The 24,526-nt window shown below is 59.0% G+C and carries 20 protein-coding genes and 2 tRNA genes; 20 read left to right on the top strand and 2 right to left on the bottom strand.

Going from position 1 to position 24,526, the window contains the following annotated elements:
- The first annotated feature begins 83 nt into the window (after positions 1 to 83).
- Positions 84 to 488, top strand: a complete 405-nt coding sequence (gene fur, locus J3P81_RS21235) for a ferric iron uptake transcriptional regulator (protein ID WP_420765589.1) — start codon at positions 84 to 86, stop codon at positions 486 to 488.
- A gap of 77 nt (positions 489 to 565) precedes the next feature.
- Here the strand turns inward: fur and recN are convergent, their stop codons facing one another.
- A complete protein-coding gene (recN, locus tag J3P81_RS21230) occupies positions 566 to 2,239 on the bottom strand; it encodes a DNA repair protein RecN (RefSeq protein ID WP_420765588.1) in 1,674 nt (557 codons plus the stop codon).
- A 241-nt stretch (positions 2,240 to 2,480) separates the two neighbouring features.
- Between recN and grpE the strand changes: the two genes are divergently transcribed.
- From grpE to J3P81_RS21190, 8 genes are all read left to right on the top strand, one after another.
- A complete protein-coding gene (gene grpE / locus J3P81_RS21225) occupies positions 2,481 to 3,047 on the top strand; it encodes a nucleotide exchange factor GrpE (protein ID WP_039592327.1) in 567 nt (188 codons plus the stop codon).
- A 101-nt stretch (positions 3,048 to 3,148) separates the two neighbouring features.
- Positions 3,149 to 5,065 carry a molecular chaperone DnaK gene (gene dnaK, locus J3P81_RS21220; protein WP_420765587.1) on the top strand — a complete coding sequence of 639 codons (1,917 nt, stop codon included), beginning with the start codon at positions 3,149 to 3,151 and terminating at the stop codon, positions 5,063 to 5,065.
- A 290-nt stretch (positions 5,066 to 5,355) separates the two neighbouring features.
- Entirely contained in the window at positions 5,356 to 6,480 is a 1,125-nt protein-coding gene (gene dnaJ, locus J3P81_RS21215) for a molecular chaperone DnaJ (protein ID WP_420765586.1), read from the top strand.
- 9 nt (positions 6,481 to 6,489) lie between these two features.
- Positions 6,490 to 7,296 carry a 4-hydroxy-tetrahydrodipicolinate reductase gene (gene dapB / locus J3P81_RS21210; protein WP_434560719.1) on the top strand — a complete coding sequence of 269 codons (807 nt, stop codon included), beginning with the start codon at positions 6,490 to 6,492 and terminating at the stop codon, positions 7,294 to 7,296.
- Positions 7,297 to 7,551: 255 nt separating this feature from the next.
- A complete protein-coding gene (gene carA / locus J3P81_RS21205; protein WP_420765584.1) occupies positions 7,552 to 8,688 on the top strand; it encodes a glutamine-hydrolyzing carbamoyl-phosphate synthase small subunit in 1,137 nt (378 codons plus the stop codon).
- A gap of 105 nt (positions 8,689 to 8,793) precedes the next feature.
- Positions 8,794 to 12,015, top strand: a complete 3,222-nt coding sequence (gene carB, locus J3P81_RS21200) for a carbamoyl-phosphate synthase large subunit (RefSeq protein ID WP_420765583.1) — start codon at positions 8,794 to 8,796, stop codon at positions 12,013 to 12,015.
- 2 nt (positions 12,016 to 12,017) lie between these two features.
- On the top strand, positions 12,018 to 12,494 hold the full coding sequence (greA, locus tag J3P81_RS21195; RefSeq protein WP_420765659.1) for a transcription elongation factor GreA: 477 nt from the start codon (positions 12,018 to 12,020) through the stop codon (positions 12,492 to 12,494).
- Between the two features lie 28 nt (positions 12,495 to 12,522).
- Positions 12,523 to 12,927, top strand: coding sequence for an MFS transporter (locus J3P81_RS21190; RefSeq protein WP_420765582.1), 405 nt, complete (start codon positions 12,523 to 12,525; stop codon positions 12,925 to 12,927).
- A gap of 10 nt (positions 12,928 to 12,937) precedes the next feature.
- Here J3P81_RS21190 and J3P81_RS21185 read toward each other — a convergent pair whose 3' ends face one another.
- Positions 12,938 to 13,246: a YhbY family RNA-binding protein gene (locus tag J3P81_RS21185; protein WP_181287543.1), complete on the bottom strand. Its 309-nt coding sequence runs from the start codon at positions 13,244 to 13,246 to the stop codon at positions 12,938 to 12,940.
- Between the two features lie 107 nt (positions 13,247 to 13,353).
- On the opposite strand from J3P81_RS21185, the gene rlmE reads away from it, so the two are divergent.
- From rlmE to infB, 11 genes are all read left to right on the top strand, one after another.
- On the top strand, positions 13,354 to 14,004 hold the full coding sequence (gene rlmE, locus J3P81_RS21180; protein WP_039592319.1) for a 23S rRNA (uridine(2552)-2'-O)-methyltransferase RlmE: 651 nt from the start codon (positions 13,354 to 13,356) through the stop codon (positions 14,002 to 14,004).
- Positions 14,005 to 14,196: 192 nt separating this feature from the next.
- Positions 14,197 to 16,107 (top strand): ATP-dependent zinc metalloprotease FtsH, encoded by a 1,911-nt coding sequence (gene ftsH, locus J3P81_RS21175; protein WP_420765581.1) that lies wholly within the window; start codon positions 14,197 to 14,199, stop codon positions 16,105 to 16,107.
- Between the two features lie 8 nt (positions 16,108 to 16,115).
- On the top strand, positions 16,116 to 16,967 hold the full coding sequence (gene folP, locus J3P81_RS21170; protein ID WP_420765580.1) for a dihydropteroate synthase: 852 nt from the start codon (positions 16,116 to 16,118) through the stop codon (positions 16,965 to 16,967).
- Positions 16,968 to 16,983: 16 nt separating this feature from the next.
- Positions 16,984 to 18,321: a phosphoglucosamine mutase gene (gene glmM, locus J3P81_RS21165; protein ID WP_434560717.1), complete on the top strand. Its 1,338-nt coding sequence runs from the start codon at positions 16,984 to 16,986 to the stop codon at positions 18,319 to 18,321.
- A 66-nt stretch (positions 18,322 to 18,387) separates the two neighbouring features.
- On the top strand, positions 18,388 to 19,143 hold the full coding sequence (gene tpiA, locus J3P81_RS21160) for a triose-phosphate isomerase (protein ID WP_420765578.1): 756 nt from the start codon (positions 18,388 to 18,390) through the stop codon (positions 19,141 to 19,143).
- Between the two features lie 4 nt (positions 19,144 to 19,147).
- Positions 19,148 to 19,531, top strand: coding sequence for a preprotein translocase subunit SecG (gene secG / locus J3P81_RS21155; protein ID WP_420765658.1), 384 nt, complete (start codon positions 19,148 to 19,150; stop codon positions 19,529 to 19,531).
- A 21-nt stretch (positions 19,532 to 19,552) separates the two neighbouring features.
- Positions 19,553 to 19,638, top strand: a tRNA-Leu gene (locus tag J3P81_RS21150).
- 97 nt (positions 19,639 to 19,735) lie between these two features.
- A tRNA-Met gene (locus tag J3P81_RS21145) sits at positions 19,736 to 19,812 on the top strand.
- A gap of 136 nt (positions 19,813 to 19,948) precedes the next feature.
- Positions 19,949 to 20,407 (top strand): ribosome maturation factor RimP, encoded by a 459-nt coding sequence (gene rimP, locus J3P81_RS21140; protein ID WP_420765577.1) that lies wholly within the window; start codon positions 19,949 to 19,951, stop codon positions 20,405 to 20,407.
- Between the two features lie 59 nt (positions 20,408 to 20,466).
- Positions 20,467 to 21,948, top strand: a complete 1,482-nt coding sequence (nusA, locus tag J3P81_RS21135; protein ID WP_420765576.1) for a transcription termination factor NusA — start codon at positions 20,467 to 20,469, stop codon at positions 21,946 to 21,948.
- Between the two features lie 27 nt (positions 21,949 to 21,975).
- Positions 21,976 to 24,495, top strand: a complete 2,520-nt coding sequence (infB, locus tag J3P81_RS21130) for a translation initiation factor IF-2 (protein ID WP_434560715.1) — start codon at positions 21,976 to 21,978, stop codon at positions 24,493 to 24,495.
- Positions 24,496 to 24,526 lie beyond the last annotated feature (31 nt).

The following is a 24,526-nucleotide window of genomic DNA, read 5'->3' as shown; positions in this document are numbered from 1 at the left end:
CACTATCTTGGCTGGGACAACGTAAACACCGATCATACCCGCATTAAGAGAAGCTGCGAAGCAGCATCGCGAGAAAGCTGACCATGGTTGAAAATAGCGAACTACGCAAAGCCGGCCTCAAAGTGACCCTGCCAAGGGTCAAGATTCTGCAAATGCTCGACTCTGCCGAGCAGCGCCACATGAGTGCCGAAGACGTCTATAAGGCGCTCATGGAAGCTGGCGAGGATGTCGGTCTGGCCACGGTCTACCGTGTCCTGACTCAATTCGAAGCTGCCGGGCTGGTCGCTCGTCATAACTTCGATGGCGGTCATGCTGTCTTTGAATTGGCTGACGGGGAGCACCATGACCATATGGTGGATGTTGAGACCCGTGAAGTCATCGAATTCATCAGCCCTGAAATCGAGCAACTGCAAAAGGCTATTGCTGAGGAGTATGGCTTCGAGCTGATCGATCACCATCTCGTCCTGCATGTGCGCAAGCGCAAATAAGCTTGTGACGTGGGCTCAGGCCCTCAGAACAAAAGAAGGCGACCCTCGGGTCGCCTTCTTTTTTTCAACGGCCTATGTCAGGTTTTCGCCGCAACCACCATTTTTTTAGCGTGGGCCAAGGATTCCTTGGTCAGGTCTATTCCCCCGAGCATCCGAGCGACTTCTTCCACGCGTTCATTTTTGTTGAGTTTGGACACTGCGGTACGAGTGGCGTCTTCGCCGCGCACCTTGTGGACAAATAGATGTTGGTGTCCCTGGGCGGCAACCTGGGGCAGGTGAGTGACCGTCAGGACCTGTCCACGCTCGCCCAATCTGCGCAGCAACTGGCCGACAATTTCCGCCGTAGGGCCGCCAATGCCGACATCCACCTCGTCGAACACCAGCGTTGGCACCCGCGATGTCTGCGCTGTGATCACCTGGATGGCCAGGCTGATACGCGACAGCTCGCCGCCGGAAGCCACTTTTGCCAATGCTTTAAGGGGTTGCCCGGGGTTGGCGCTGACCAGCAGTTCCACTTGCTCCAGCCCGTTAGGCTGAAGATCATCACCGCCGTTAGGGTGCAGTTCGATGGTGAATCGGCCCCCTGGCATGCCCAGGCGCTGGATCTCCTGTTCTACCGCGCTCGCCAAGCCCGTCGCGGCTTGTCGGCGCAATTCGCTGAGCTCCTTGGCCTTTTCCTGGTAATGGCGCGCAAAGGACGCCAGTTCATCCCCGAGCCGCTCGATGGATTCATCATTGGCGTTCAGGCTTTCCAGTTCCTCCAGCAGCCGTTGCTGCAATTCGACGACATCGGTTGGCTGGACGCGATGCTTGCGGGCCAGCGTATAGATAGTGTCCAGGCGCTCTTCCAGAAACTGGAGGCGTGCCGGGTCGGCGTCGAAATGATCAAGGAAGCGGTTCAACTCCCCGACGGCTTCTTCGACCTGGATCTGGGCGCTGGTCAGCAGGTTGCTCGCTTCGCCCAGGGCTCCCACGGCATTGCTGACGCTGGAAAGTCGGTTGATGCTTGCGGTCAGCGCACTGAGCACATTGCCGGAATCACTTTCGCTGCATTGCTCGACCACTTGCCGACAGACACCGAGGAGTGCCTCGGCATTGGTCAGGTTCTTGTGCTCCTGCTCAAGTTCCTCCAGCTCGTTTTCGCCCAGGGCCAGGTTTTCCAGCTCTTCAAGCTGGTAGCTCAACAGTTGGTGGCGGGCCCGTTGTTCATCGCCTGAGTTGGAAAGTCGATCCAGTTCCTGCCGGGTCTGTCGCCAGCGTTGGGCGGCCAATTGAACCTGGCGGGCCAGGTCGGTGGCACCCGCGTACTCGTCGAGCAAGCGACGATGTGTGTCGGTCTTGAGCAGCGATTGGTGTTCATGCTGGCTGTGAATATCGATCAGCAGTTCGCCGAGTGCCTTGAGGTCGCCGAGGGGGCAAGGGGTGCCGTTGATATAGCCTCGGGAGCGGCCTTCGGCGGTGATGACCCGGCGCAGGATGCACAGCCCATCGGTGTCCAGGTCGCGCTCGGCCAGCCAGGCGCTGGCTTCGGGGATGTCGACGAGGTCGAATGTCGCCAGGATGTCGGCCTTTTCCGCACCGGGACGTACCACGCCGCTGTCAGCGCGGTCGCCAAGTGTCAGTCCCAGGGCGTCGAGCATGATCGATTTGCCGGCACCGGTTTCACCGGTAATCACGCTCATGCCTCGATCGAGTTCGAGGTCGAGATGTTCGACGATGGCGTAGTTGTGTACGGACAGGTGCACCAGCATAAGGCCGCTCCCAGGCATTAGGTCTGGTTATTTATACAGTGTTTTGTTTCGCGCTGACAATGCCTGCGCTTAGCTCGATTTGCTTGGACCAACCGATTCCTTAGTGCTGCGAGGAATGACTATGCTGCTGCCTTTTGTAGGGTTAATTCGTCAGATGGCCCTTGAAGCTGGAAAACCCGGCCCCATATACCGGGGCAGAAGCGCGAGTCGAGCTCGCGGACGAAATTGAAAGGAGAAATCTATGGCTGACGAACAGACGCAGGACACCCAAAATCTAGACGCCAATCAGGCTCCCCAGGATTCGGGTGAAGACCTGGCGGCACGTGTACAAGTGCTCGAAGAGCAACTGGCCGGTGCGCAGGATCAGGCGTTGCGTGTAGCAGCCGATCTGCAGAACGTCCGCCGTCGTGCCGAGCAGGATGTGGAAAAGGCTCATAAATTCGCCCTGGAACGTTTTGCTGGCGACCTGCTGCCGATCATCGACAGCCTGGAGCGGGGTCTGGAGCTGTCCAACCCGGACGACGAGAACATCCGTCCAATGCGTGAAGGCATCGAGCTGACCCTGAAAATGTTCCAGGACACGCTCAAGCGTTACCAGCTTGAAGCGATCGATCCTCACGGTGAACCCTTCAACGCCGAGCACCATCAGGCCATGGCGATGCAGGAAAGTGCAGACGTCGAGCCAAACAGCGTGCTGAAAGTGTTCCAGAAAGGCTATCTGCTCAACGGTCGTCTGCTGCGCCCGGCCATGGTTGTGGTCAGCAAGGCGCCAGCGCCGGTTTCGCCTTCTATTGATGAGCAGGCTTGAAATCGGGCGAAACGGCCCCATTAAGAAGTCAAGCGTTTAAGTGCTACCGCAGTTAACCACCAATGCTGCGGCAACAAAATCCAAGTTCCGGGAGAGTCAAGATGGGCAAAATTATCGGTATCGACCTGGGGACCACCAACTCGTGCGTCTCCGTGCTGGAAAACGGCAAGGCCAAGGTTATTGAAAACGCTGAAGGCGCGCGCACCACGCCGTCGATCATCGCGTACGCCAACGATGGCGAAATCCTGGTGGGTCAGTCCGCCAAGCGTCAGGCTGTGACCAATCCGCATAACACCTTGTACGCGGTGAAGCGTCTGATCGGTCGCAAGTTCGACGAAGAAGTCGTTCAGAAAGACATCAAGATGGTGCCTTACAAGATCGCCAAGGCTGACAACGGCGACGCCTGGGTTGAAGTGAACGGCCAGAAAATGGCGCCGCCACAGATCTCGGCTGAAATCCTGAAGAAAATGAAGAAAACCGCCGAAGATTACCTCGGCGAAGCAGTGACTGAGGCGGTTATCACTGTCCCTGCTTACTTCAACGACAGCCAGCGTCAGGCGACCAAAGACGCCGGCCGCATCGCGGGCCTGGACGTAAAACGCATCATCAACGAACCAACCGCGGCCGCTCTGGCCTACGGCATGGACAAGGCCAAGGGCGATCACACCGTGATCGTTTACGACCTGGGTGGCGGTACCTTCGACGTTTCCGTGATCGAGATCGCTGAAGTCGACGGCGAGCACCAGTTCGAAGTGCTGGCGACCAACGGCGACACGTTCCTCGGTGGTGAAGACTTCGACATCCGCCTGATCGACTACCTCGTCGATGAGTTCAAGAAAGAAAGCGGCATGAACCTCAAGGGTGACCCGCTGGCCATGCAGCGCCTCAAAGAAGCCGCTGAAAAAGCCAAGATCGAACTGTCCTCGAGCCAGTCGACCGACGTCAACCTGCCGTACATCACCGCAGACGCCACCGGTCCGAAGCACCTGAACGTGAAGATTTCCCGCGCCAAGCTCGAAGCGCTGGTTGAAGACCTGGTTCAGCGCACCATCGAGCCTTGCCGCATTGCGATGAAAGACGCCGGTATCGACGTGGGTTCGATCAACGACGTGATCCTGGTCGGCGGCCAGACCCGTATGCCGCTGGTGCAGAAGCTGGTAACCGATTTCTTCGGTAAGGAAGCTCGTAAGGATGTGAACCCTGACGAAGCCGTTGCCATGGGTGCTGCCATCCAGGGCGCCGTTCTGGCCGGTGACGTGAAGGACGTTCTGCTGCTCGACGTCAGCCCGCTGACCCTGGGTATCGAAACCATGGGCGGCGTGATGACTGCGCTGATCGAGAAAAACACCACGATTCCTACCAAGAAATCCCAGGTGTTCTCGACTGCCGATGACAACCAGAGCGCCGTGACCATCCACGTGCTGCAAGGCGAGCGCAAGCAAGCCGCCCAGAACAAGTCGTTGGGCAAGTTCGACCTGGCCGAGATTCCACCGGCTCCACGTGGCGTGCCACAGATCGAAGTGACCTTCGACATCGACGCCAACGGCATCCTGCACGTCGGCGCGAAAGACAAGGCCACCGGCAAGACCCAGTCGATCGTGATCAAGGCCAACTCCGGCCTGTCCGAAGAAGAAATTCAGCAGATGGTTCGCGACGCTGAAGTCAACGCCGAGGAAGACCGCAAGTTCGAAGAGCTGGCAAGCGCGCGTAACCAGGGCGATGCCTTGGTGCACTCGACTCGCAAGATGATCGCCGACGCCGGTGACAAAGTGACCGCCGAAGAAAAAACGGCGATCGAAGCGGCTGTAGTTGCCCTTGAAGCTGCCGTCAAAGGCGACGACAAGGCGGCCATCGAAGCGAAGATCGAAGAGTTGTCGAAAGTCTCCGCGCCAGTGGCTCAGAAGATGTATGCCGAGCAGGCCCAGCCCGCTGAAGGCGCAGCGCCGCAAGGCGAGTCGGCCGAGAAAACCGACGATGTCGTCGACGCTGAGTTCGAAGAAGTGAAAGACAACAAGTAATCGCTTGTTGGTCGGCCGGTTGACTGCTTTTGTGCGGTGGCTGGTAGGATGTCGCCGCGCGGGAGCTTGCTCCCGCGTTGGCGTGTCTGGAGGCAGCGAATTTTTGCAGCATGCGACAAAGCTCGGGTGCTGACGGTGGGTTCGGGAATGCTCCTGCTTTCCGGGCGATATGCACCGAGACCAGGATCGTTGAATCGACGTGAGTTGGGTTCGGGCCTGTATGGAGGCCCAACGAGTTTGGCGAGGTTCAGGAGAGGTTTGCCGAACGTCCTATAAGAGTGCAAAGACTAATGGCAAAACGTGATTTTTACGAAGTATTGGGTGTTGAGCGGGGGGCCAGCGAAGCAGAGCTGAAGAAGGCCTATCGTCGCCTGGCGATGAAACACCACCCGGACCGTAATCCCGGCGACAAGGCTTCGGAAGAGATGTTCAAGGAGGCCAACGAGGCCTATGAAGTCCTGTCCGATTCCAGCAAACGCGCGGCTTACGACCAGTACGGCCATGCCGGTGTCGATCCTAGCATGGGTGGCGGCGGTGCCGGTTTCGGCGGACAGAACTTCTCCGATATTTTCGGCGATGTGTTCAGTGATTTCTTCGGTGGCGGCCGTGGCGGTGCCCGTGGTGGCGCCCAGCGAGGCAGTGACCTGCGCTACACGCTGGAGCTGAGCCTCGAGGAGGCGGTGCGGGGGACCACGGTCAATATCCGTGTTCCGACGCTGGTCAATTGCAAGCCATGCGACGGCTCGGGTGCCAAGAAGGGTTCCTCGCCAGTCACGTGCCCTACCTGTGGCGGTATCGGCCAGGTTCGCATGCAGCAAGGCTTCTTCTCGGTCCAGCAGACCTGTCCGCGCTGCCATGGCCAAGGCAAGATCATTTCCGATCCGTGCGATGCCTGCCATGGCGAAGGGCGTGTCGAAGAGTACAAGACGCTGTCGGTGAAAGTGCCGGCCGGTGTCGACACGGGCGACCGTATCCGCCTGTCTGGCGAAGGCGAGGCAGGTGCCCAGGGTGGTCCGACTGGCGATTTGTATGTGGTCATCAACGTGCGCGAACACGCGATCTTCCAGCGTGACGGCAAGCACTTGTTCTGCGAAGTGCCTATCAGCTTCGTCGATGCGGCGCTGGGTGGCGAGCTGGAAATCCCGACCCTCGATGGTCGCGTCAAGCTGAAGATCCCTGAGGGGACGCAAACCGGCAAGCAATTCCGGATTCGCGGCAAGGGCGTGGCGCCGGTGCGTGGCGGTGGTGCGGGTGACCTGATGTGCCGCGTTGCGGTAGAAACACCGGTCAACCTGAGCCGGCGTCAGCGGGAACTGTTGGAAGAGTTCCGCAGCTCGCTGGCGGATGACAATAGCCACTCCCCAAAAACCACTGGCTGGTTCGAAGGCGTGAAGCGCTTCTTCGGCGACCTGTAAGGAGTGGGCATGCGACGTATTGCTGTGATGGGCGCCGCGGGGCGCATGGGCAAGGCGCTGGTCGAAGCGGTGCAGCAACGCTCGCCGCTTTCGGGCCTGACCGCTGCCATCGTGAGGCCCGACAGTACGCTGGTAGGCGCCGATGCTGGCGAGTTGGCCTCGCTTGGGCGTATCGGCGTGCCAATGTCCGGTGGGCTGGAAAAGGTGCTCGACGAGTTTGACGTCCTGATCGATTTCACCCTTCCGGAAGTGATGCTCAAGAACCTTGCCATCTGCCGCAAGGCTGGCAAGGCCATGGTGATCGGCACGACCGGCCTGGATGCCGCGCAAAAGCAATTGCTGGCCGAGGCAGGCAACGACATCCCGATTGTGTTTGCGGCGAACTTCAGCGTCGGCGTTAACCTGTCGCTGAAGTTGCTGGACTTGACTGCTCGAGTGTTGGGCGACGATGCGGATATCGAAATCATCGAGGCACATCACCGGCACAAGATCGATGCGCCTTCGGGCACCGCGTTGCGCATGGGTGAAGTGATTGCCGATGCGCTGGGTCGCGATTTGCAGGAAGTGGCCGTGTACGGGCGCCAGGGGCATACCGGTGCTCGGGACAGAGACACCATCGGTTTCGCGACCGTGCGTGGCGGCGATGTGGTGGGTGATCACACCGTGCTGTTCGCGACTGAGGGCGAGCGTTTGGAAATTACCCACAAGGCATCGAGCCGGATGACCTTCGCCAAGGGCGCTGTGCGTGCCGCGCTTTGGTTGGATGGTCGTGAGCCTGGTTTGTACGACATGCAGGATGTTCTCGACCTGCGTTGATGTCTCTGAAGACGGGGTTCAGGTTATACTGAGCCCCGTTTTACGCCGCTTCGCGACGACCTGTCGCATTCCCCTGCCTTTCAGGCTCATTAGCGGTGGACCAAAAAAGCCTTTTTCTGTAAGCTACAGCTTTAGTGTGTCCACTAAAAGCGCGCAGAATAATTCAGTGAACAAGCGGGGTGACGTGTCCATACGTCACTCCGCTTTTTTACAACCTGCGATCGCCCTTTCAGGCTTTATTTACGGGAGGTCTTCTTGACTAAGCCAGCCATACTCGCCCTTGCTGATGGCAGCATTTTTCGCGGCGAAGCCATTGGAGCCGACGGTCAGACCGTTGGTGAGGTGGTGTTCAACACCGCAATGACCGGCTATCAGGAAATTCTTACCGATCCTTCCTACGCCCAACAAATCGTTACCTTGACCTATCCGCACATCGGCAACACTGGCACCACGCCGGAAGACGCTGAGTCCGATCGTGTCTGGTCCGCTGGCCTGGTCATCCGCGACTTGCCGCTGGTAGCGAGCAACTGGCGTAACACGATGTCCCTCTCCGACTACCTAAAAGCCAACAATGTCGTGGCGATTGCCGGTATCGATACCCGCCGCCTGACCCGCATCCTTCGGGAAAAAGGCGCGCAGAACGGCTGCATCATGGCCGGCGACAACATTTCCGAAGAGGCGGCCATCGCCGCCGCCCAGGGGTTTCCAGGCCTCAAGGGCATGGACCTGGCGAAGGTCGTCAGCACCCAGAAGCAGTATGAGTGGCGCTCCTCGGTCTGGGATCTGAAAACCGACAGCCACGCGACGATCGAAGCCTCCGAGCTGCCGTACCACGTGGTCGCGTACGACTACGGCGTCAAGTTGAACATCCTGCGCATGCTGGTCGCACGTGGCTGCCGCGTGACGGTAGTGCCAGCACAAACCCCGGCGGCTGACGTCCTGGCGCTCAAGCCCGATGGCGTGTTCCTGTCCAACGGCCCGGGTGACCCGGAGCCTTGCGACTACGCCATCCAGGCGATCAAGGATGTGCTGGAAACCGAGATTCCGGTATTCGGTATCTGCCTCGGTCACCAATTGCTTGCCCTGGCCTCGGGTGCCAAGACCGTCAAAATGGGTCATGGCCATCATGGTGCAAACCACCCGGTCCAGGACCTGGACACCGGCGTCGTCATGATCACCAGCCAGAACCACGGTTTTGCCGTCGACGAAGCGACCCTGCCGGCCAACGTGCGCGCGATTCACAAGTCGCTGTTCGACGGCACGCTGCAAGGTATCGAGCGTACCGACAAGAGCGCGTTCAGCTTCCAGGGCCACCCAGAAGCGAGCCCGGGCCCGAACGACGTGGCGCCGCTGTTCGATCGCTTCATCAACGAGATGGCCAAGCGACGCTGACCGCGTGAAGCCCGAGGGCGGCCCCGAAAACGGCGGCCCCCTCGGGCGCTTCAAAGATTGTTCGACGGCCTAGCCGACTGACCTGCGGATTTGAGTGACAAACCCATGCCAAAACGTACAGACATAAAAAGCATCCTGATTCTCGGCGCTGGCCCGATCGTGATCGGCCAGGCGTGCGAATTCGACTACTCCGGCGCCCAGGCCTGCAAAGCCCTGCGCGAAGAGGGCTATCGCGTCATCCTGGTGAACTCCAACCCGGCCACCATCATGACCGACCCGGCCATGGCTGACGCCACCTACATCGAACCGATCAAATGGCAAACCGTTGCCAAGATCATCGAGAAGGAGCGCCCGGACGCTCTGCTGCCTACCATGGGCGGCCAGACCGCGCTGAACTGCGCCCTTGAGCTGGAGCGCGAAGGCGTCCTGGAGAAATTCGGTGTGGAAATGATCGGCGCCAACGCCGACACCATCGACAAGGCCGAGGACCGTTCGCGTTTCGACAAGGCGATGAAATCCATCGGCCTGGACTGTCCGCGCTCGGGTATCGCCCACAGCATGGAAGAAGCCAACGCGGTCCTGGAGCGCCTTGGTTTCCCGTGCATCATCCGTCCGTCCTTCACCATGGGCGGCACCGGTGGTGGCATCGCCTACAACCGTGAAGAATTCGAAGAAATCTGCGCCCGTGGTCTTGATTTGTCGCCGACCAAGGAATTGCTGATCGACGAATCCCTGATCGGTTGGAAAGAATATGAAATGGAAGTTGTCCGTGACAAAAAGGACAACTGCATCATCGTCTGCTCCATCGAGAACTTCGACCCGATGGGTGTGCACACCGGTGACTCGATCACCGTTGCGCCGGCCCAGACCCTGACGGACAAGGAATACCAGATCCTGCGTAACGCCTCCCTGGCGGTATTGCGCGAGATCGGCGTGGAAACCGGCGGTTCCAACGTCCAGTTCGGCATCTGCCCGAACACTGGTCGCATGGTGGTCATCGAGATGAACCCGCGGGTGTCCCGTTCCTCGGCGTTGGCCTCCAAGGCCACCGGTTTCCCGATCGCCAAGGTCGCCGCCAAGCTAGCCGTGGGCTACACCCTGGACGAGCTGTCGAACGACATCACCGGCGGCAAGACACCGGCGTCCTTCGAGCCGTCCATCGACTACGTCGTGACCAAGCTGCCACGCTTCGCCTTCGAGAAGTTCGCCAAGGCTGACGCTCGCCTGACCACTCAGATGAAGTCGGTCGGTGAAGTCATGGCCATCGGCCGGACCTTCCAGGAATCCCTGCAGAAAGCCCTTCGCGGCCTGGAAGTGGGTGTTTGCGGCCTCGATCCGAAGCTGGACCTGAGCAACCCGGAAAGCATGAGCGAGCTCAAGCGCGAGCTGACCGTGCCGGGCGCCGAGCGTATCTGGTACGTGGCCGATGCCTTCCGCGCCGGCATGACGGTCGAACAGATTTTCGGCATGAACATGATCGATCCTTGGTTCCTGGTGCAGATCGAAGATCTGATCAAGGAAGAAGAGAAGGTCAAGACCCTGGGCATGTCCAGCATTGACCGCGACACGATGCTGCGCCTCAAACGCAAAGGCTTCTCCGACCAGCGCCTCGCCAAGTTGCTGGGCGTGACCGACAAGAGCCTTCGCGCCCATCGTCACAAGCTGGAGGTTTTCCCGGTCTACAAGCGCGTCGACACCTGCGCCGCTGAGTTCGCCACCGATACCGCCTACCTGTACTCCACGTACGAAGAAGAGTGCGAAGCCGCGCCGTCGAGCCGTGACAAGATCATGATCCTGGGTGGCGGCCCCAACCGGATCGGCCAGGGCATTGAATTCGACTACTGCTGTGTACACGCGGCACTGGCCCTGCGCGACGACGGTTACGAGACCATCATGGTCAACTGCAACCCGGAAACCGTGTCCACTGATTACGACACGTCCGATCGTCTGTACTTCGAGCCTGTCACCCTGGAAGACGTGCTGGAAATCGTCCGCGTCGAGAAGCCAAAGGGCGTGATCGTCCAGTACGGCGGCCAGACCCCGCTGAAACTGGCTCGCGCCCTTGAAGCCGCTGGCGTGCCGATCATCGGTACCAGCCCGGATGCCATCGACCGCGCGGAAGACCGCGAGCGCTTCCAGCAGATGGTCGAGCGCCTGAACCTGCGCCAGCCGCCAAACGCCACCGTGCGCAGCGAAGACGAAGCCATTCGCGCCGCCGCGAAGATCGGCTACCCGTTGGTTGTTCGTCCGTCCTATGTACTGGGCGGTCGCGCGATGGAAATCGTCTACCAAGAAGACGAACTCAAGCGTTACCTGCGCGAAGCGGTCCAGGTGTCCAACGACAGCCCGGTATTGCTTGACCACTTCCTCAACTGCGCCATCGAGATGGACGTGGATGCGGTCAGCGACGGCAAGGATGTGGTGATCGGCGCGATCATGCAGCACATCGAACAGGCCGGTGTTCACTCCGGTGACTCCGCTTGCTCGTTGCCACCTTACTCGCTGCCGGCGCACATCCAGGACGAGATGCGCGAACAGGTCAAGAAAATGGCCTTGGAGCTGGGCGTCATCGGCCTGATGAACGTGCAACTGGCCCTGCAGGGCGAAGACATCTATGTCATCGAAGTCAACCCGCGCGCTTCCCGGACCGTGCCGTTCGTTTCCAAGTGCATCGGTGTTTCCCTGGCAATGATCGCTGCACGGGTCATGGCTGGCAAAACCCTGCAAGAGCTGGGCTTTACCAAGGAAATCATCCCGAACTTCTACAGCGTGAAAGAAGCGGTGTTCCCGTTCGCCAAGTTCCCGGGTGTTGACCCGATCCTCGGCCCGGAAATGAAATCCACCGGTGAAGTCATGGGCGTGGGCGATACTTTCGGTGAGGCTTTCGCCAAGGCCCAGATGGGCGCCAGCGAAGTGTTGCCGACGGGTGGCACGGCGTTCATCAGCGTGCGTGATGACGACAAGCCACTGGTTGCAGGCGTGGCCCGTGATCTGATCAACTTGGGCTTCGAAGTGGTCGCCACTGCCGGTACTGCCAAGCTGATCGAAGCAGCAGGCCTGAAAGTGCGCCGCGTGAACAAGGTGACCGAGGGCCGTCCGCACGTGGTCGACATGATCAAAAATGACGAAGTCACGCTGATCATCAACACCACCGAAGGTCGCCAGTCGATCGCTGATTCCTATTCCATTCGTCGCAATGCGCTGCAGCATAAGATCTACTGCACCACGACCATTGCTGCCGGCGAAGCGATCTGCGAAGCGCTCAAGTTCGGCCCTGAGAAGACCGTACGTCGCTTGCAGGATCTACATGCAGGATTGAAGGCATGAGCATAACCAAGTACCCCATGACCGTTCAGGGCGCTCGCGCCCTGGAAGAAGAGCACGCTCACCTGACCAAGGTCGAGCGTCCTCGCTTGAGCCAGGCCATCGGTGAGGCCCGTGAGCTGGGCGACCTGAAGGAAAACGCCGAATACCACGCTGCCCGTGAAGAGCAGGGCATGGTCGAGGCGCGTATCCGTGACATCGAAGGCCGTATGCAGAACGCGGTGATTATCGATGTCACCACGATCCCGCACACTGGCAAAGTGATTTTCGGCACCACCGTGGAAATCGCCAACGTCGAGACTGATGAAAGCGTCACTTACCAGATCGTTGGCGAGGACGAGGCGGACATCAAGCTCGGCAAGATTTCAGTCGGTTCCCCTATCGCCCGTGCCTTGATTGCCAAGGAAGAGGGTGACGTGGTTGCCGTGAAGACGCCTGGCGGTGTCATCGAGTATGAGATTGTCGAAGTCCGTCATATCTGAACGAAGGCGCCCGCTGCGAGCGGGCGCCATGATCTGGCAGCTCGCCCAGATGTTGTGGGTGGGCGGCGTCTGGTTGCTGCACATCGGTCTGCTGCCGGTACTGGGCAAAATTGGCCTGGCGCCGCTGCTTATCGATGAAATCGCGAGCATGCTGACGGCGCTGCTGGTGGGATTTTCCGCAGCGTGCGTGCTGTTTCAGGCACTGGTGTTGGTTCAGGCTGAGGGTTTTGTCAGTCTATGGCGCGACATTCGTGGGCAATTGCTGCTCATGTCGTTGTACGCATGCGGGATGTTCCTGGCGGTGCGTCTCGGTTGGCCAAGTGCAACGCAGTGGCAGGTATTCAGTTATCTGATACTGGGCTTTTCCGGATTGGTGCTAGTGTTGCAACCGGTTCCCGGCTGGAGCGGCAGGGTGTGCGAAGCACACCCTTGACCCTTTGGTATCACTTGAAGCGGTGAACGTTCGACAATTGCTTGTTGACGCTGAAGTTCTTGCGGTAAATCAGCGCCATCTTGCCGATGACCTGCACGAGGTCTGCCTTTCCGACTTTACACAGTTCGGCAACGGCAGCCAGGCGGGCTTCGCGGTCGAGGATGTTGAGCTTGATCTTGATCAGCTCGTGATCGCCCAAGGCGCGTTCCAGTTCGGCGAGCACACCCTCAGTCAAACCGTTGTCAGCCACAGTCAAAACCGGTTTCAGATGGTGGCCAATGGATTTGTATTGTTTCTTCTGCTCTTGAGTGAGCGGCATAATCTGACCCCTGCGTCTGATCTTGTAAAAAGCGGCGGCCAGTTTACCCGAGCGAGTCCGGGACCGCCCAGTTAATCACGACGCGATTTATTTTTTAGAGGTGGCCCGTGGCCCGTTCCAAGACTAGCCAGAACTGGCTCAAAGAACATTTCAACGACCCTTACGTCAAAATGGCGCAAAAAGACGGCTATCGTTCGCGCGCCAGCTATAAATTGCTGGAGATCCAGGAAAAAGATCGCCTGATTCGTCCTGGCATGACCGTGATCGATCTCGGCGCAGCGCCGGGAGGCTGGTCGCAAGTAACCAGTCGTCTGATTGGCGGCCAGGGGCGGCTGATCGCTTCCGATATCCTGGAAATGGACGGCATCCCCGATGTCACCTTCATCCAGGGCGACTTCACGGAAGACGCGGTGTTGGCGAAAATCCTGGAGGCCGTCGGAAATACCGAAGTCGACCTTGTGATTTCCGATATGGCCCCCAATATGAGTGGATTAGCGGCTGTCGACATGCCTCGTGCGATGTTTCTGAGCGAGCTGGCCCTGGATCTGGCTGGGCGGGTTCTGCGTCCGGGTGGTGATTTCCTGATCAAGGTTTTCCAGGGTGAGGGCTTCGATGAGTACCATAAGGGTATCCGCAAGCTGTTCGACAAAGTGCAGATGCGCAAGCCGTTGTCGTCCCGTGACCGTTCTCGCGAGCAGTACCTGCTGGCGCGTGGGTTCCGCGGGATTGAAGGCGCTGCCAGTGATGAGCGTCTTTGATCAGGGGCGATAGTTTTTTTTGTCTCGCCTTGAAAATGGCAGGTAACGAAAATTACGCGAGTCAAAGTTTCACAAAGGGTTACAGACGGCGCCTGCCAAGTCGCAGGTAATGTAGTAAGTTAGGCCGGTGAATATCATGCGAAGCGCGCGCCAGTAGCGGAGCTTGCTTCAGAGGGTAGTTAATTGAACGATATGGCAAAGAATCTGATCCTGTGGTTGATCATCGCTGCTGTCCTTGTGACCGTGATGAACAACTTCTCCAGCCCTAACGAGCCGCAGACCCTCAACTATTCCGACTTCCTCCAGCAGGTCAAGGAAGGCAAGGTCGAGCGCGTAGCCGTTGATGGCTATGTGATTACCGGCAAGCGCGCCGACGGCGACACTTTCAAGACCATTCGTCCGGCTATCCAGGACAACGGCCTGATCGGCGACCTGGTGGACAATCATGTCGTGATCGAAGGCAAGCAGCCCGAGCAGCAAAGCATCTGGACCCAGCTTCTGGTCGCCAGCTTCCCTATCCTTGTGATCATTGCGGTGTTCATGTTCTTCATGCGCCAGATGCAGGGTGGAGCCGGAGGCAAGGGCGGGCCGATGAGCTTCGGCAAGAGCAAGGCTCGGCTGTTGTCCGAAGATCAGGTCAAGACCACCCTTGCCGACGTCGCGGGTTGCGATGAGGCGAAGGAAGAAGTGGGTGAGCTGGTCGAGTTCCTGCGCGATCCGGGCAAATTCCAACGCCTGGGTGGCCGCATCCCACGTGGTGTGCTGATGGTTGGCCCGCCGGGTACAGGTAAAACGCTGTTGGCCAAGGCGATTGCCGGCGAAGCGAAAGTACCGTTCTTCACGATTTCCGGCTCCGACTTTGTCGAAATGTTCGTCGGCGTGGGCGCCAGCCGTGTTCGTGACATGTTCGAACAAGCCAAGAAACACGCCCCGTGCATCATCTTCATCGACGAAATCGACGCGGTCGGTCGTCACCGTGGTGCTGGTATGGGTGGTGGTCACGACGAACGTGAGCAAACCCTCAACCAGTTGCTGGTGGAGATGGACGGATTTGAAATGAACGACGGCATCATCGTGATTGCCGCCACCAACCGTCCTGACGTGCTTGACCCCGCGCTGTTGCGTCCAGGTCGTTTCGACCGCCAAGTCGTGGTGGGGCTGCCAGACATCCGCGGTCGCGAGCAGATCCTGAAGGTCCACATGCGCAAGGTGCCAATGGGTGACGATGTCGCTCCAGCGGTCATCGCCCGCGGTACGCCGGGTTTCTCCGGTGCGGATCTGGCGAACCTGGTAAACGAAGCGTCGTTGTTCGCGGCCCGTTCCGGCAAGCGCGTCGTTGAAATGAAAGAGTTCGAATTGGCCAAGGACAAGATCATGATGGGCGCCGAGCGCAAATCGATGGTCATGTCGGAAAAAGAAAAGCAGAACACGGCTTACCACGAAGCGGGTCACGCTATCGTCGGTCGAGTGGTGCCTGAGCATGATCCGGTTTACAAGGTTTCGATCATCCCGCGCGGTCGCGCGCTGGGTGTGACGATGTTCCTGCCGGAAGAAGACCGCTACAGCCTCTCCAAGCGTGCCTTGATCAGCCAGATATGTTCGCTGTACGGCGGTCGTATCGCTGAAGAGATGACGTTGGGTTTCGATGGCGTGACGACTGGTGCGTCAAACGACATCATGCGTGCCAGCCAGATTGCGCGAAACATGGTGACCAAGTGGGGCTTGTCCGAGAAGCTCGGGCCGCTGATGTATGCCGAGGAAGAAGGCGAAGTGTTCCTTGGCCGCGGTGGCGGTGGTCAACATGCTAGCTTCTCCGGTGAGACTGCCAAGCTGATTGACACTGAAGTTCGCAGCATCATCGACCACTGCTACGGCACGGCGAAGCAGATCCTCACGGACAATCGCGACAAGCTGGATGCGATGGCTGATGCCTTGATGAAATATGAAACCATCGATGCCGAGCAGATCGACGACATCATGGCAGGCCGCACGCCACGTGAGCCTCGGGATTGGTCCGGTGGCACGGGTGCCTCAGGTACGCCTCCGGCGGTGCAGGGCGAGCGCCCGGAAACACCCATCGGCGGCCCGGCTGCCGACGTTTAAGGCTTGAAATGACTTCTGTTCAGTCCTCGACCCGGTTGCCTTGCGGCAACCGGGTTCTTGATTTGGCCCATGTGCATGTCATGGGCATCCTCAATGTCACTCCTGATTCCTTTTCCGATGGTGGGCGCTTCAGTCAGCTTGACGCTGCGTTGCGACATGCGCAGGCCATGGTCTGCGCTGGCGCGACGTTGATCGATGTTGGCGGAGAGTCCACTCGTCCCGGTGCGCGGGCGGTTTCGCCTACGGAAGAGCTGGAGCGAGTGGCGCCGATTGTCGAGCGCATCCATCGCGAGCTCGATGTCGTCATCTCAGTCGATACGTCCACGCCGGCAGTCATGCGGGAGGCGGCGCGCTTGGGGGCGGGGCTTATCAACGATGTTCGCTCCTTGCGTCGAGATGGCGCTCTGGATGCGGCCGCCGCCACGGGCCTGCCGGTTTGTCTGATGCATATGCTGGGCGAGCCTGGAACCATGCAGGACGACCCGCATTATGACGACGTGACCAAGGAGGTGGGCGAGTTCCTGGCGGAGCGCATGAACCAGTGCGCTGCCGTGGGCATTCCCGCCGAGCGCATTATCCTTGACCCTGGATTCGGTTTTGCGAAGACAGTGGCCCACAATCTAAGCCTGTTCAAACATATGGAAGCCTTGCATGCCCTTGGGCGACCCTTGTTGGTTGGGGTTTCGCGAAAGAGCATGATAGGCAACGCCCTGGGGCGTCCGGTAGGAGAGCGCCTCTATGGAGGTCTCGCCCTGGCGGCCCTGGCCATTACGAAAGGCGCGCGTATATTACGGGTGCATGATGTGATCGAAACAATGGATGTCGTGCGGATGATCGCCGCGGTGGATTCAGCCGAATAAGAATGATGGAGCACTTATGAGCAAAAAATACTTTGGCACCGACGGTATCCGTGGTCGGGTCGGCGAATACCCCATTACCCCCGATTTCATGCTCAAGCTTGGCTGGGCTGCCGGCATGGCGTTCCGAAAGATGGGGGCCTGCAAGGTCCTGGTCGGAAAGGACACGCGCATATCCGGCTACATGTTCGAATCGGCCCTTGAGGCCGGCCTGACCTCCGCTGGTGCCGATGTCATGCTGCTCGGGCCGATGCCTACACCTGCCATCGCCTACCTGACGCGTACATTCCAGGCGCAGGCTGGCATTGTGATCAGTGCGTCGCATAACCCTCATGACGACAACGGCATTAAATTCTTCTCCGGCAAGGGCACCAAGCTGCCGGACGAAATCGAACTGATGATTGAAGAGTTGCTGGACGCGCCCATGACGGTGGTCGAGTCGAGCAAGATCGGCAAGGTATCCCGGATCAACGACGCATCGGGCCGCTACATCGAATTCTGCAAAGGCAGTGTTCCAACCGGTACCAGTTTTTCGGGGCTGAAGATCGTTGTCGATTGTGCCCATGGAGCAACCTACAAAGTCGCACCGAGCGTTTTTCGAGAGCTGGGCGCCGAGGTGGTGGTGCTTTCAGCCCAGCCTAACGGGCTGAACATCAACCATAACTGCGGTTCGACCCACACCGAGGCATTGCAGGCGGCTGTACTGGCTGAGCATGCGGATCTCGGTATCGCCTTTGACGGTGATGGCGACCGAGTGCTGATGGTCGACCACACCGGTACGGTTGTCGACGGTGATGAGCTGCTGTTCATTATTGCTCGTGATTTGCACGGTCGGGGCAAGCTGCAAGGTGGTGTTGTCGGGACATTGATGAGCAACCTCGGACTTGAGCTGGCCCTGGCTGACCTGGATATTCCCTTCGTGCGCGCCAATGTGGGCGACCGCTACGTTATTTCCGAGCTGCTGGAGCGCAGTTGGGTGATTGGTGGCGAGAACTCGGGACACATCGTTTGCTTCGACCATACCACCACCGGTGATGCGATCATTGCCGCGTTGCAGGTGCTGATGGCGCTCAAGGCGCGCAACGAAGGGCTCGCCCAGTCGCGCCAGGCGTTGCGCAAGTGTCCGCAGGTATTGATCAACGTACGTTTCGGTGGCGGTGTGAATCCACTCGAACACACGATGGTCAAGCAAGCCAGCGAGCGAGTGACCCAGGCGATGGCTGGGCGCGGAAGGGTATTGTTGCGCAAGTCAGGGACAGAGCCTTTGGTGCGTGTAATGGTCGAAGGCGAGGATGAAGCACAGGTCCGTGGTTATGCCGAAGAGTTGGCAAAAGTCGTTACTGAAGTTTCTGCCTGAATTCGGCTTGCCAGTCATGAAACGGTTGGGTAACATCTGCGCCCACTTTGACCGACGAGGTACAGCATGCGTCGCCCTATGGTAGCTGGTAACTGGAAGATGCACGGTACCCGCGCCAGCGTCGCTGAGCTGATCAAAGGCCTTCGTAGTCTGGCCTTGCCAAGCGGTGTTGATGTCGCGGTATTCCCGCCTTGCCTGTATATCAACCAAGTGGTTGATGGCTTGAAAGGTAAGTCGATTTCGATCGGTGCGCAGAACTCTGCGGTGGAATCGATGCAAGGCGCGTTGACCGGTGAGATTGCACCGAGCCAGCTCGTTGATGCAGGTTGTTCGCTGGTTCTGGTAGGGCACTCCGAGCGCCGCATGATCATGGGCGAGCAGGATAAAGCCCTGATCCGCAAGTTTGCTGCGGCCCAGGCCTGTGGCCTTGTTCCGGTGCTGTGCGTAGGGGAGACTCTGGAACAGCGTGAATCCGGGCAGACGCTTGAAGTGGTAGGGCGCCAACTGGGTAGCATTATCGAGGACCTGGGTGTCGGAGCCTTTGCCAAGGCGGTCATCGCTTACGAGCCTGTCTGGGCCATTGGCACCGGACTGACGGCTTCGCCGCAGCAGGCGCAGGATGTGCACGCCGCCATCCGCGCGCAGCTGGCGGCAGAAAATTCTGAAGTGGCACGAGGTGTGCGGCTTCTATACGGCGGCAGCGTGAAGGCGGCCAATGCGGTCGAACTGTTCGGCATGCCGGATATCGATGGGGGGCTCATTGGTGGAGCGTCCCTGAATGCAGATGAGTTCGGTGCGATCTGTCGCGCCGCGGGAAACTGAAAAAATGCTGGAAACAGTCGTAGTCGTTTTTCATCTGCTGGGCGCGCTGGGTGTTGTCGCTCTCGTATTGCTGCAGCAGGGTAAAGGTGCGGATGCTGGTGCGTCTTTTGGTGCAGGTGCTTCAAATACTGTATTCGGAAGCCAAGGTTCCTCTACCTTTCTTAGTAAGTTTACTGCTATACTCGCCGCCGGTTTCTTCATAACCAGCTTAGGGTTAGGTTACTTTGCTAAAGAGAAGGCTCATGAGCTGACTCAGGTAGGTTTGCCAAACCCAGCGGTGTTGGAAGCGCCAAAGCAACAACCGGTTTCTGATGATGTCCCGGTGCTTCAAGAGCAAAAGTCGGCCAACTCGGCGACTGACGTGCCTCCAGCTCAAGAGCAGAAGTAAGAAAGTTTCAAACGCTGTATTGCCGAGGTGGTGGAATTGGTAGACACGCAACCTTGAGGTGGTTGTGCCCATAGGGTGTAGGGGTTCGAGTCCCCTTCTCGGTACCAATTATCAGGAGAGCCCGCTATTGCGGGCTTTCTTGTAGGTGGAAGGGTTACATTGACCCTATAAGGGATCGGTCGTATACTTCCGCCCCAGCTTTGTCGCGGGATGGAGCAGCCTGGTAGCTCGTCGGGCTCATAACCCGAAGGTCGTCGGTTCAAATCCGGCTCCCGCAACCAGTTTCAGGGCCCCTTCCAAGGGGCTTTTTGTTAGCTGGACACTTTACAACGCCGCTGTTCAACGGCGTTTCAAGGATGGGCGTTTCGCCCATTTTTTATTTTGCACAGCATGCACTACATGCACGAGGGGGTTCAGGTGTCGAGCAAGCTAGAAGAGTTGCAGGCCTTGTTGGCCCCGGTGGTCGTGGCCCTAGGCTATGAATGCTGGGGTATTGAGTTTTCGGCTCAAGGTCGCCACTCAATGTTGCGCGTTTATATTGATAAAGAAGGCGGTGTGCTGGTGGACGATTGCGCCATTGTCAGCCGTCAGATCAGCGGTGTGCTGGATGTTGAAGATCCAATCACATCCGAATACACCCTTGAAGTTTCCTCGCCTGGCATGGAGCGCCCTCTGTTCACCCTTGAGCAGTTCGCTTTGTTTGCCGGTGAACAAGTGAAAATCAGGCTGCGCTCGCCTTTCGAAGGTCGACGCAACTTCCAAGGCCTTCTACGCGGTGTAGAAGAGCAGGACGTCGTGGTTCAAGTAGACGAACACGAATTCCTGTTGCCGATCGATATGATCGACAAGGCCAACATTATTCCCAGTTTTGACTGATACGTGCCAGATACTGCGGATCCCGCGGATCCAATGGCTTGCGAAAGGCGAGGCGTACGATGAGCAAAGAAGTACTGCTGGTTGTTGAGTCGGTATCCAATGAAAAGGGCGTACCGGCTAACGTTATTTTTGAAGCGCTGGAGCTGGCCCTGGCCACTGCTACCAAGAAGCGGTTCGAAGACGAAGTTGATCTGCGTGTGGAAATCAATCGCCACACCGGTGCCTACGAGACTTTCCGTCGCTGGACGGTAGTCGAGGAAGAGGACCTGGACGATCCGGCTATCGAAACCTGGCCGAGCAAGGTCGCGGAAACGCACCCGGGCGCCAAGGTCGGCGATGTCGTCGAAGAAAAAATCGAATCCATCGAGTTCGGTCGCATCGCTGCACAGACTGCCAAGCAGGTCATTGTGCAGAAAGTTCGCGAAGCCGAGCGCGCACAAGTTGTTGACGCTTATCGCGAGCGCCTGGGAGAAATCATCTCCGGCACCGTGAAAAAAGTGACACGCGACAACGTGATCGTCGACCTGGGCAACAACGCCGAAGCGTTGCTGGCCCGTGAAGACATCATTTCTCGCGAAACCTTCCGGGTCGGCGTGCGTTTGCGCGCGCTGCTCAAGGAAATCCGCACCGAGAACCGGGGCCCGCAGCTGATCCTGTCGCGTACCGCGCCGGAAATGCTGATCGAGCTGTTCCGCATCGAAGTGCCGGAAATTGCTGAAGGTCTGATCGAAGTCATGGCCGCGTCCCGTGATCCGGGTTCGCGCGCCAAGATCGCGGTCCGCTCCAAGGACAAGCGCATCGACCCGCAAGGTGCCTGCATCGGCATGCGTGGTTCGCGTGTCCAGGCCGTATCCGGCGAGTTGGGCGGCGAGCGTGTGGACATCGTCCTCTGGGACGACAACCCGGCTCAGTTCGTGATCAATGCCATGTCGCCTGCTGAAGTGGCGGCAATTATCGTCGACGAAGATGCCCACGCCATGGACATCGCCGTTGGCGCAGACAATCTCGCTCAGGCCATCGGTCGCGGTGGTCAGAACGTGCGTCTGGCCAGCCAATTGACTGGCTGGACCCTGAACGTGATGACCGAATCGGACATCCAGGCTAAGCAGCAAGCTGAAACCGGCGACATCCTGCGCAACTTCATCGAAGAGCTTGAAGTCGATGAAGAGCTGGCGCAGGTGCTGGTGGATGAGGGCTTTACCAGCCTGGAAGAGATTGCCTACGTACCGGTGGAAGAAATGCTCAACATCGACGGCTTTGACGAGGAAATCGTCAACGAGCTTCGCGCTCGGGCCAAGGATCGTTTGTTGACCAAAGCCATCGCTACTGAGGAAAAGCTGGCAGACGCCCATCCGGCCGAAGACCTGCTCTCGCTTGAGGGCATGGACAAGGATTTGGCGATGGAACTGGCGGTGCGCGGCGTAATTACCCGCGAAGACCTGGCCGAGCAGTCTATTGACGACCTGCTCGACATCGACGGCATTGACGATGATCGTGCCGGCAAGTTGATCATGGCCGCCCGAGCCCACTGGTTCGAGTAATTAGGCGCGGCCTGAGGAGAGAAGTGCATGACGCAAGTCACGGTGAAACAACTGGCCGATGAGGTCAAAACACCGGTAGAGCGCCTGTTGCAGCAGATGCGTGAGGCAGGTCTGCCGCACACCGCCGCCGAGGAACATGTGACCGACAGTGAGAAGCAGTCCCTGCTGACTCACTTGAAGAGCAGTCACAAGGCGAAAGTGGAAGAACCGCGCAAGATCACACTGCAGCGTAAAACCACCAGCACCCTGCGTGTTGCCGGTAGCAAAAGCATCAGCGTTGAAGTACGCAAGAAGAAAGTCTTCGTACAGCGCAGCCCGGAAGAAATCGAAGCCGAGCGCAAACGCGAACTGGAAGAACGTCGTGCAGTGGAAAATGCTGCTCGCCAGAAGGCTGAAGAAGAAGCCAAGCGTCGCGCTGAAGAAGAAGCGCGTCGCCAGCCTGCTGCTGCGCAACCCGCTCCAGTCGAAGCTGTCGAGGCTGCGGCCCCGGTAGCCGAGCCTGTGCGTGAAGCCGCACCGGTCGCGGCACCAGCGCCGGCTCCGGCCGACACTCGCAAGCGCGATGAGCAGCGTCGTCCCGACAAGCCACGTGCCGACGACAACCGTCGTGGCGGTAACGATGGCGAGCGCAAGAATGCTCCTCATCGTGCTTCGGTCAAGGAAAAGGCGCCGGCTCCACGCGTTGCGCCTCGTACTACCGACGAAGAAAGCGATGGCTTCCGTCGCGGCGGTCGCGGCAAGGCCAAGCTGAAGAAACGCAACGCCCACGGTTTCCAGAGCCCTACCGGCCCTGTCGTGCGCGAAGTGAAGATCGGCGAGACCATCACTGTGGGCGACCTGGCCCAGCAGATGTCGGTCAAGGCTGCTGAAATCATCAAGTTCATGTTCAAGCTGGGTACCCCGGCCACCATCAACCAGGTACTGGATCAGGAAACTGCCCAGCTGGTCGCCGAAGAACTGGGCCACAAAGTGACCCTGGTCAGCGACACCGCCCTGGAAGATTCCCTGGCCGAGTCGCTGAAGTTCGAAGGCGAAGCGGTCGCCCGTGCGCCGGTCGTGACCGTCATGGGTCACGTTGACCATGGTAAGACGTCGCTGCTCGACTACATTCGTCGCGCCAAGGTTGCGGCGGGCGAGGCTGGCGGTATTACCCAGCACATCGGCGCCTACCACGTTGAAACCGACCGCGGCATGGTGACGTTCCTCGACACCCCGGGTCACGCCGCGTTTACCGCGATGCGTGCCCGTGGTGCCAAGGCCACCGACATCGTGATCCTGGTGGTCGCGGCGGACGACGGCGTCATGCCGCAAACCATCGAAGCTGTTCAGCATGCCCAGGCAGCTGGCGTGCCGCTGGTGGTTGCAGTGAACAAGATCGACAAGCCGGGCGCTGATCTCGATCGCATCCGCAGCGAACTGTCGGTTCACGGCGTGACCTCTGAAGAGTGGGGTGGCGACACTCCATTCGTCCCGGTTTCCGCGAAGATGGGTACTGGCGTCGACGAACTGCTCGAAGCCGTCCTGTTGCAGGCCGAGGTTCTGGAATTGACCGCTACGCCTTCGGCTCCAGGCCGTGGCGTGGTGGTTGAATCGCGCCTCGACAAGGGCCGCGGCCCGGTGGCGACCGTACTCGTCCAGGACGGTACCCTGCGCCAAGGCGACATGGTGCTGGTCGGTTCGAACTATGGCCGCGTGCGCGCCATGCTCGACGAGAACGGCAAGCCAATCAAGGAAGCCGGTCCGGCTATCCCGGTCGAGATCCTCGGCCTGGACGGTACTCCGGACGCTGGCGACGAAATGAGCGTTGTGGCTGACGAGAAGAAAGCCCGTGAAGTCGCGCTGTTCCGTCAAGGCAAGTTCCGCGAAGTCAAGCTGGCCCGTGCTCACGCCGGCAAGCTGGAGAACATCTTCGAGAACATGGGCCAGGAAGAGAAGAAGACGCTCAACATCGTCCTCAAATCCGACGTCCGTGGCTCGCTGGAAGCTTTGCAGGGCGCTCTGAACGGCCTGGGTAACGACGAAGTGCAAGTGCGCGTGGTCGGTGGCGGTGTCGGTGGTATCACCGAATCCGACGCCAACCTGGCACTCGCCTCCAACGCTGTACTGTTTGGCTTCAACGTGCGTGCCGATGCCGGTGCTCGCAAGATCGTCGAGCAGGAAGGCCTGGACATGCGTTACTACAACGTGATCTACGACATCATCGAAGACGTCAAGAAAGCGTTGACCGGTATGTTGGGCAGCGACGTGCGGGAGAACATCCTGGGCGTGGCCGAAGTTCGCGATGTGTTCCGTTCGCCGAAGTTCGGTGCGATCGCCGGTTGCATGGTGATCGAAGGTGTCGTTCACCGTAACCGTCCTATCCGTGTATTGCGTGAAGACATCGTTATCTTCGAAGGCGAGCTGGAATCCCTGCGCCGCTTCAAGGATGACGCTTCCGAAGTGCGTGCCGGCATGGAGTGCGGTATTGGCGTCAAGAGCTACAACGACGTCAAGGTTGGCGACAAGATCGAAGTCTTCGAGAAGGTCCAGGTTGCTCGCAGCCTCTGACTCGCGCACTTCAAGAGCCGCATCGGGCAGC

It is taken from the genome of Pseudomonas sp. R1-6 (assembly GCF_051132115.1).
In the GTDB taxonomy this organism is placed as follows: Bacteria; Pseudomonadota; Gammaproteobacteria; order Pseudomonadales; family Pseudomonadaceae; genus Aquipseudomonas.
This window is presented reverse-complemented; position numbering and strand designations above follow the sequence as displayed.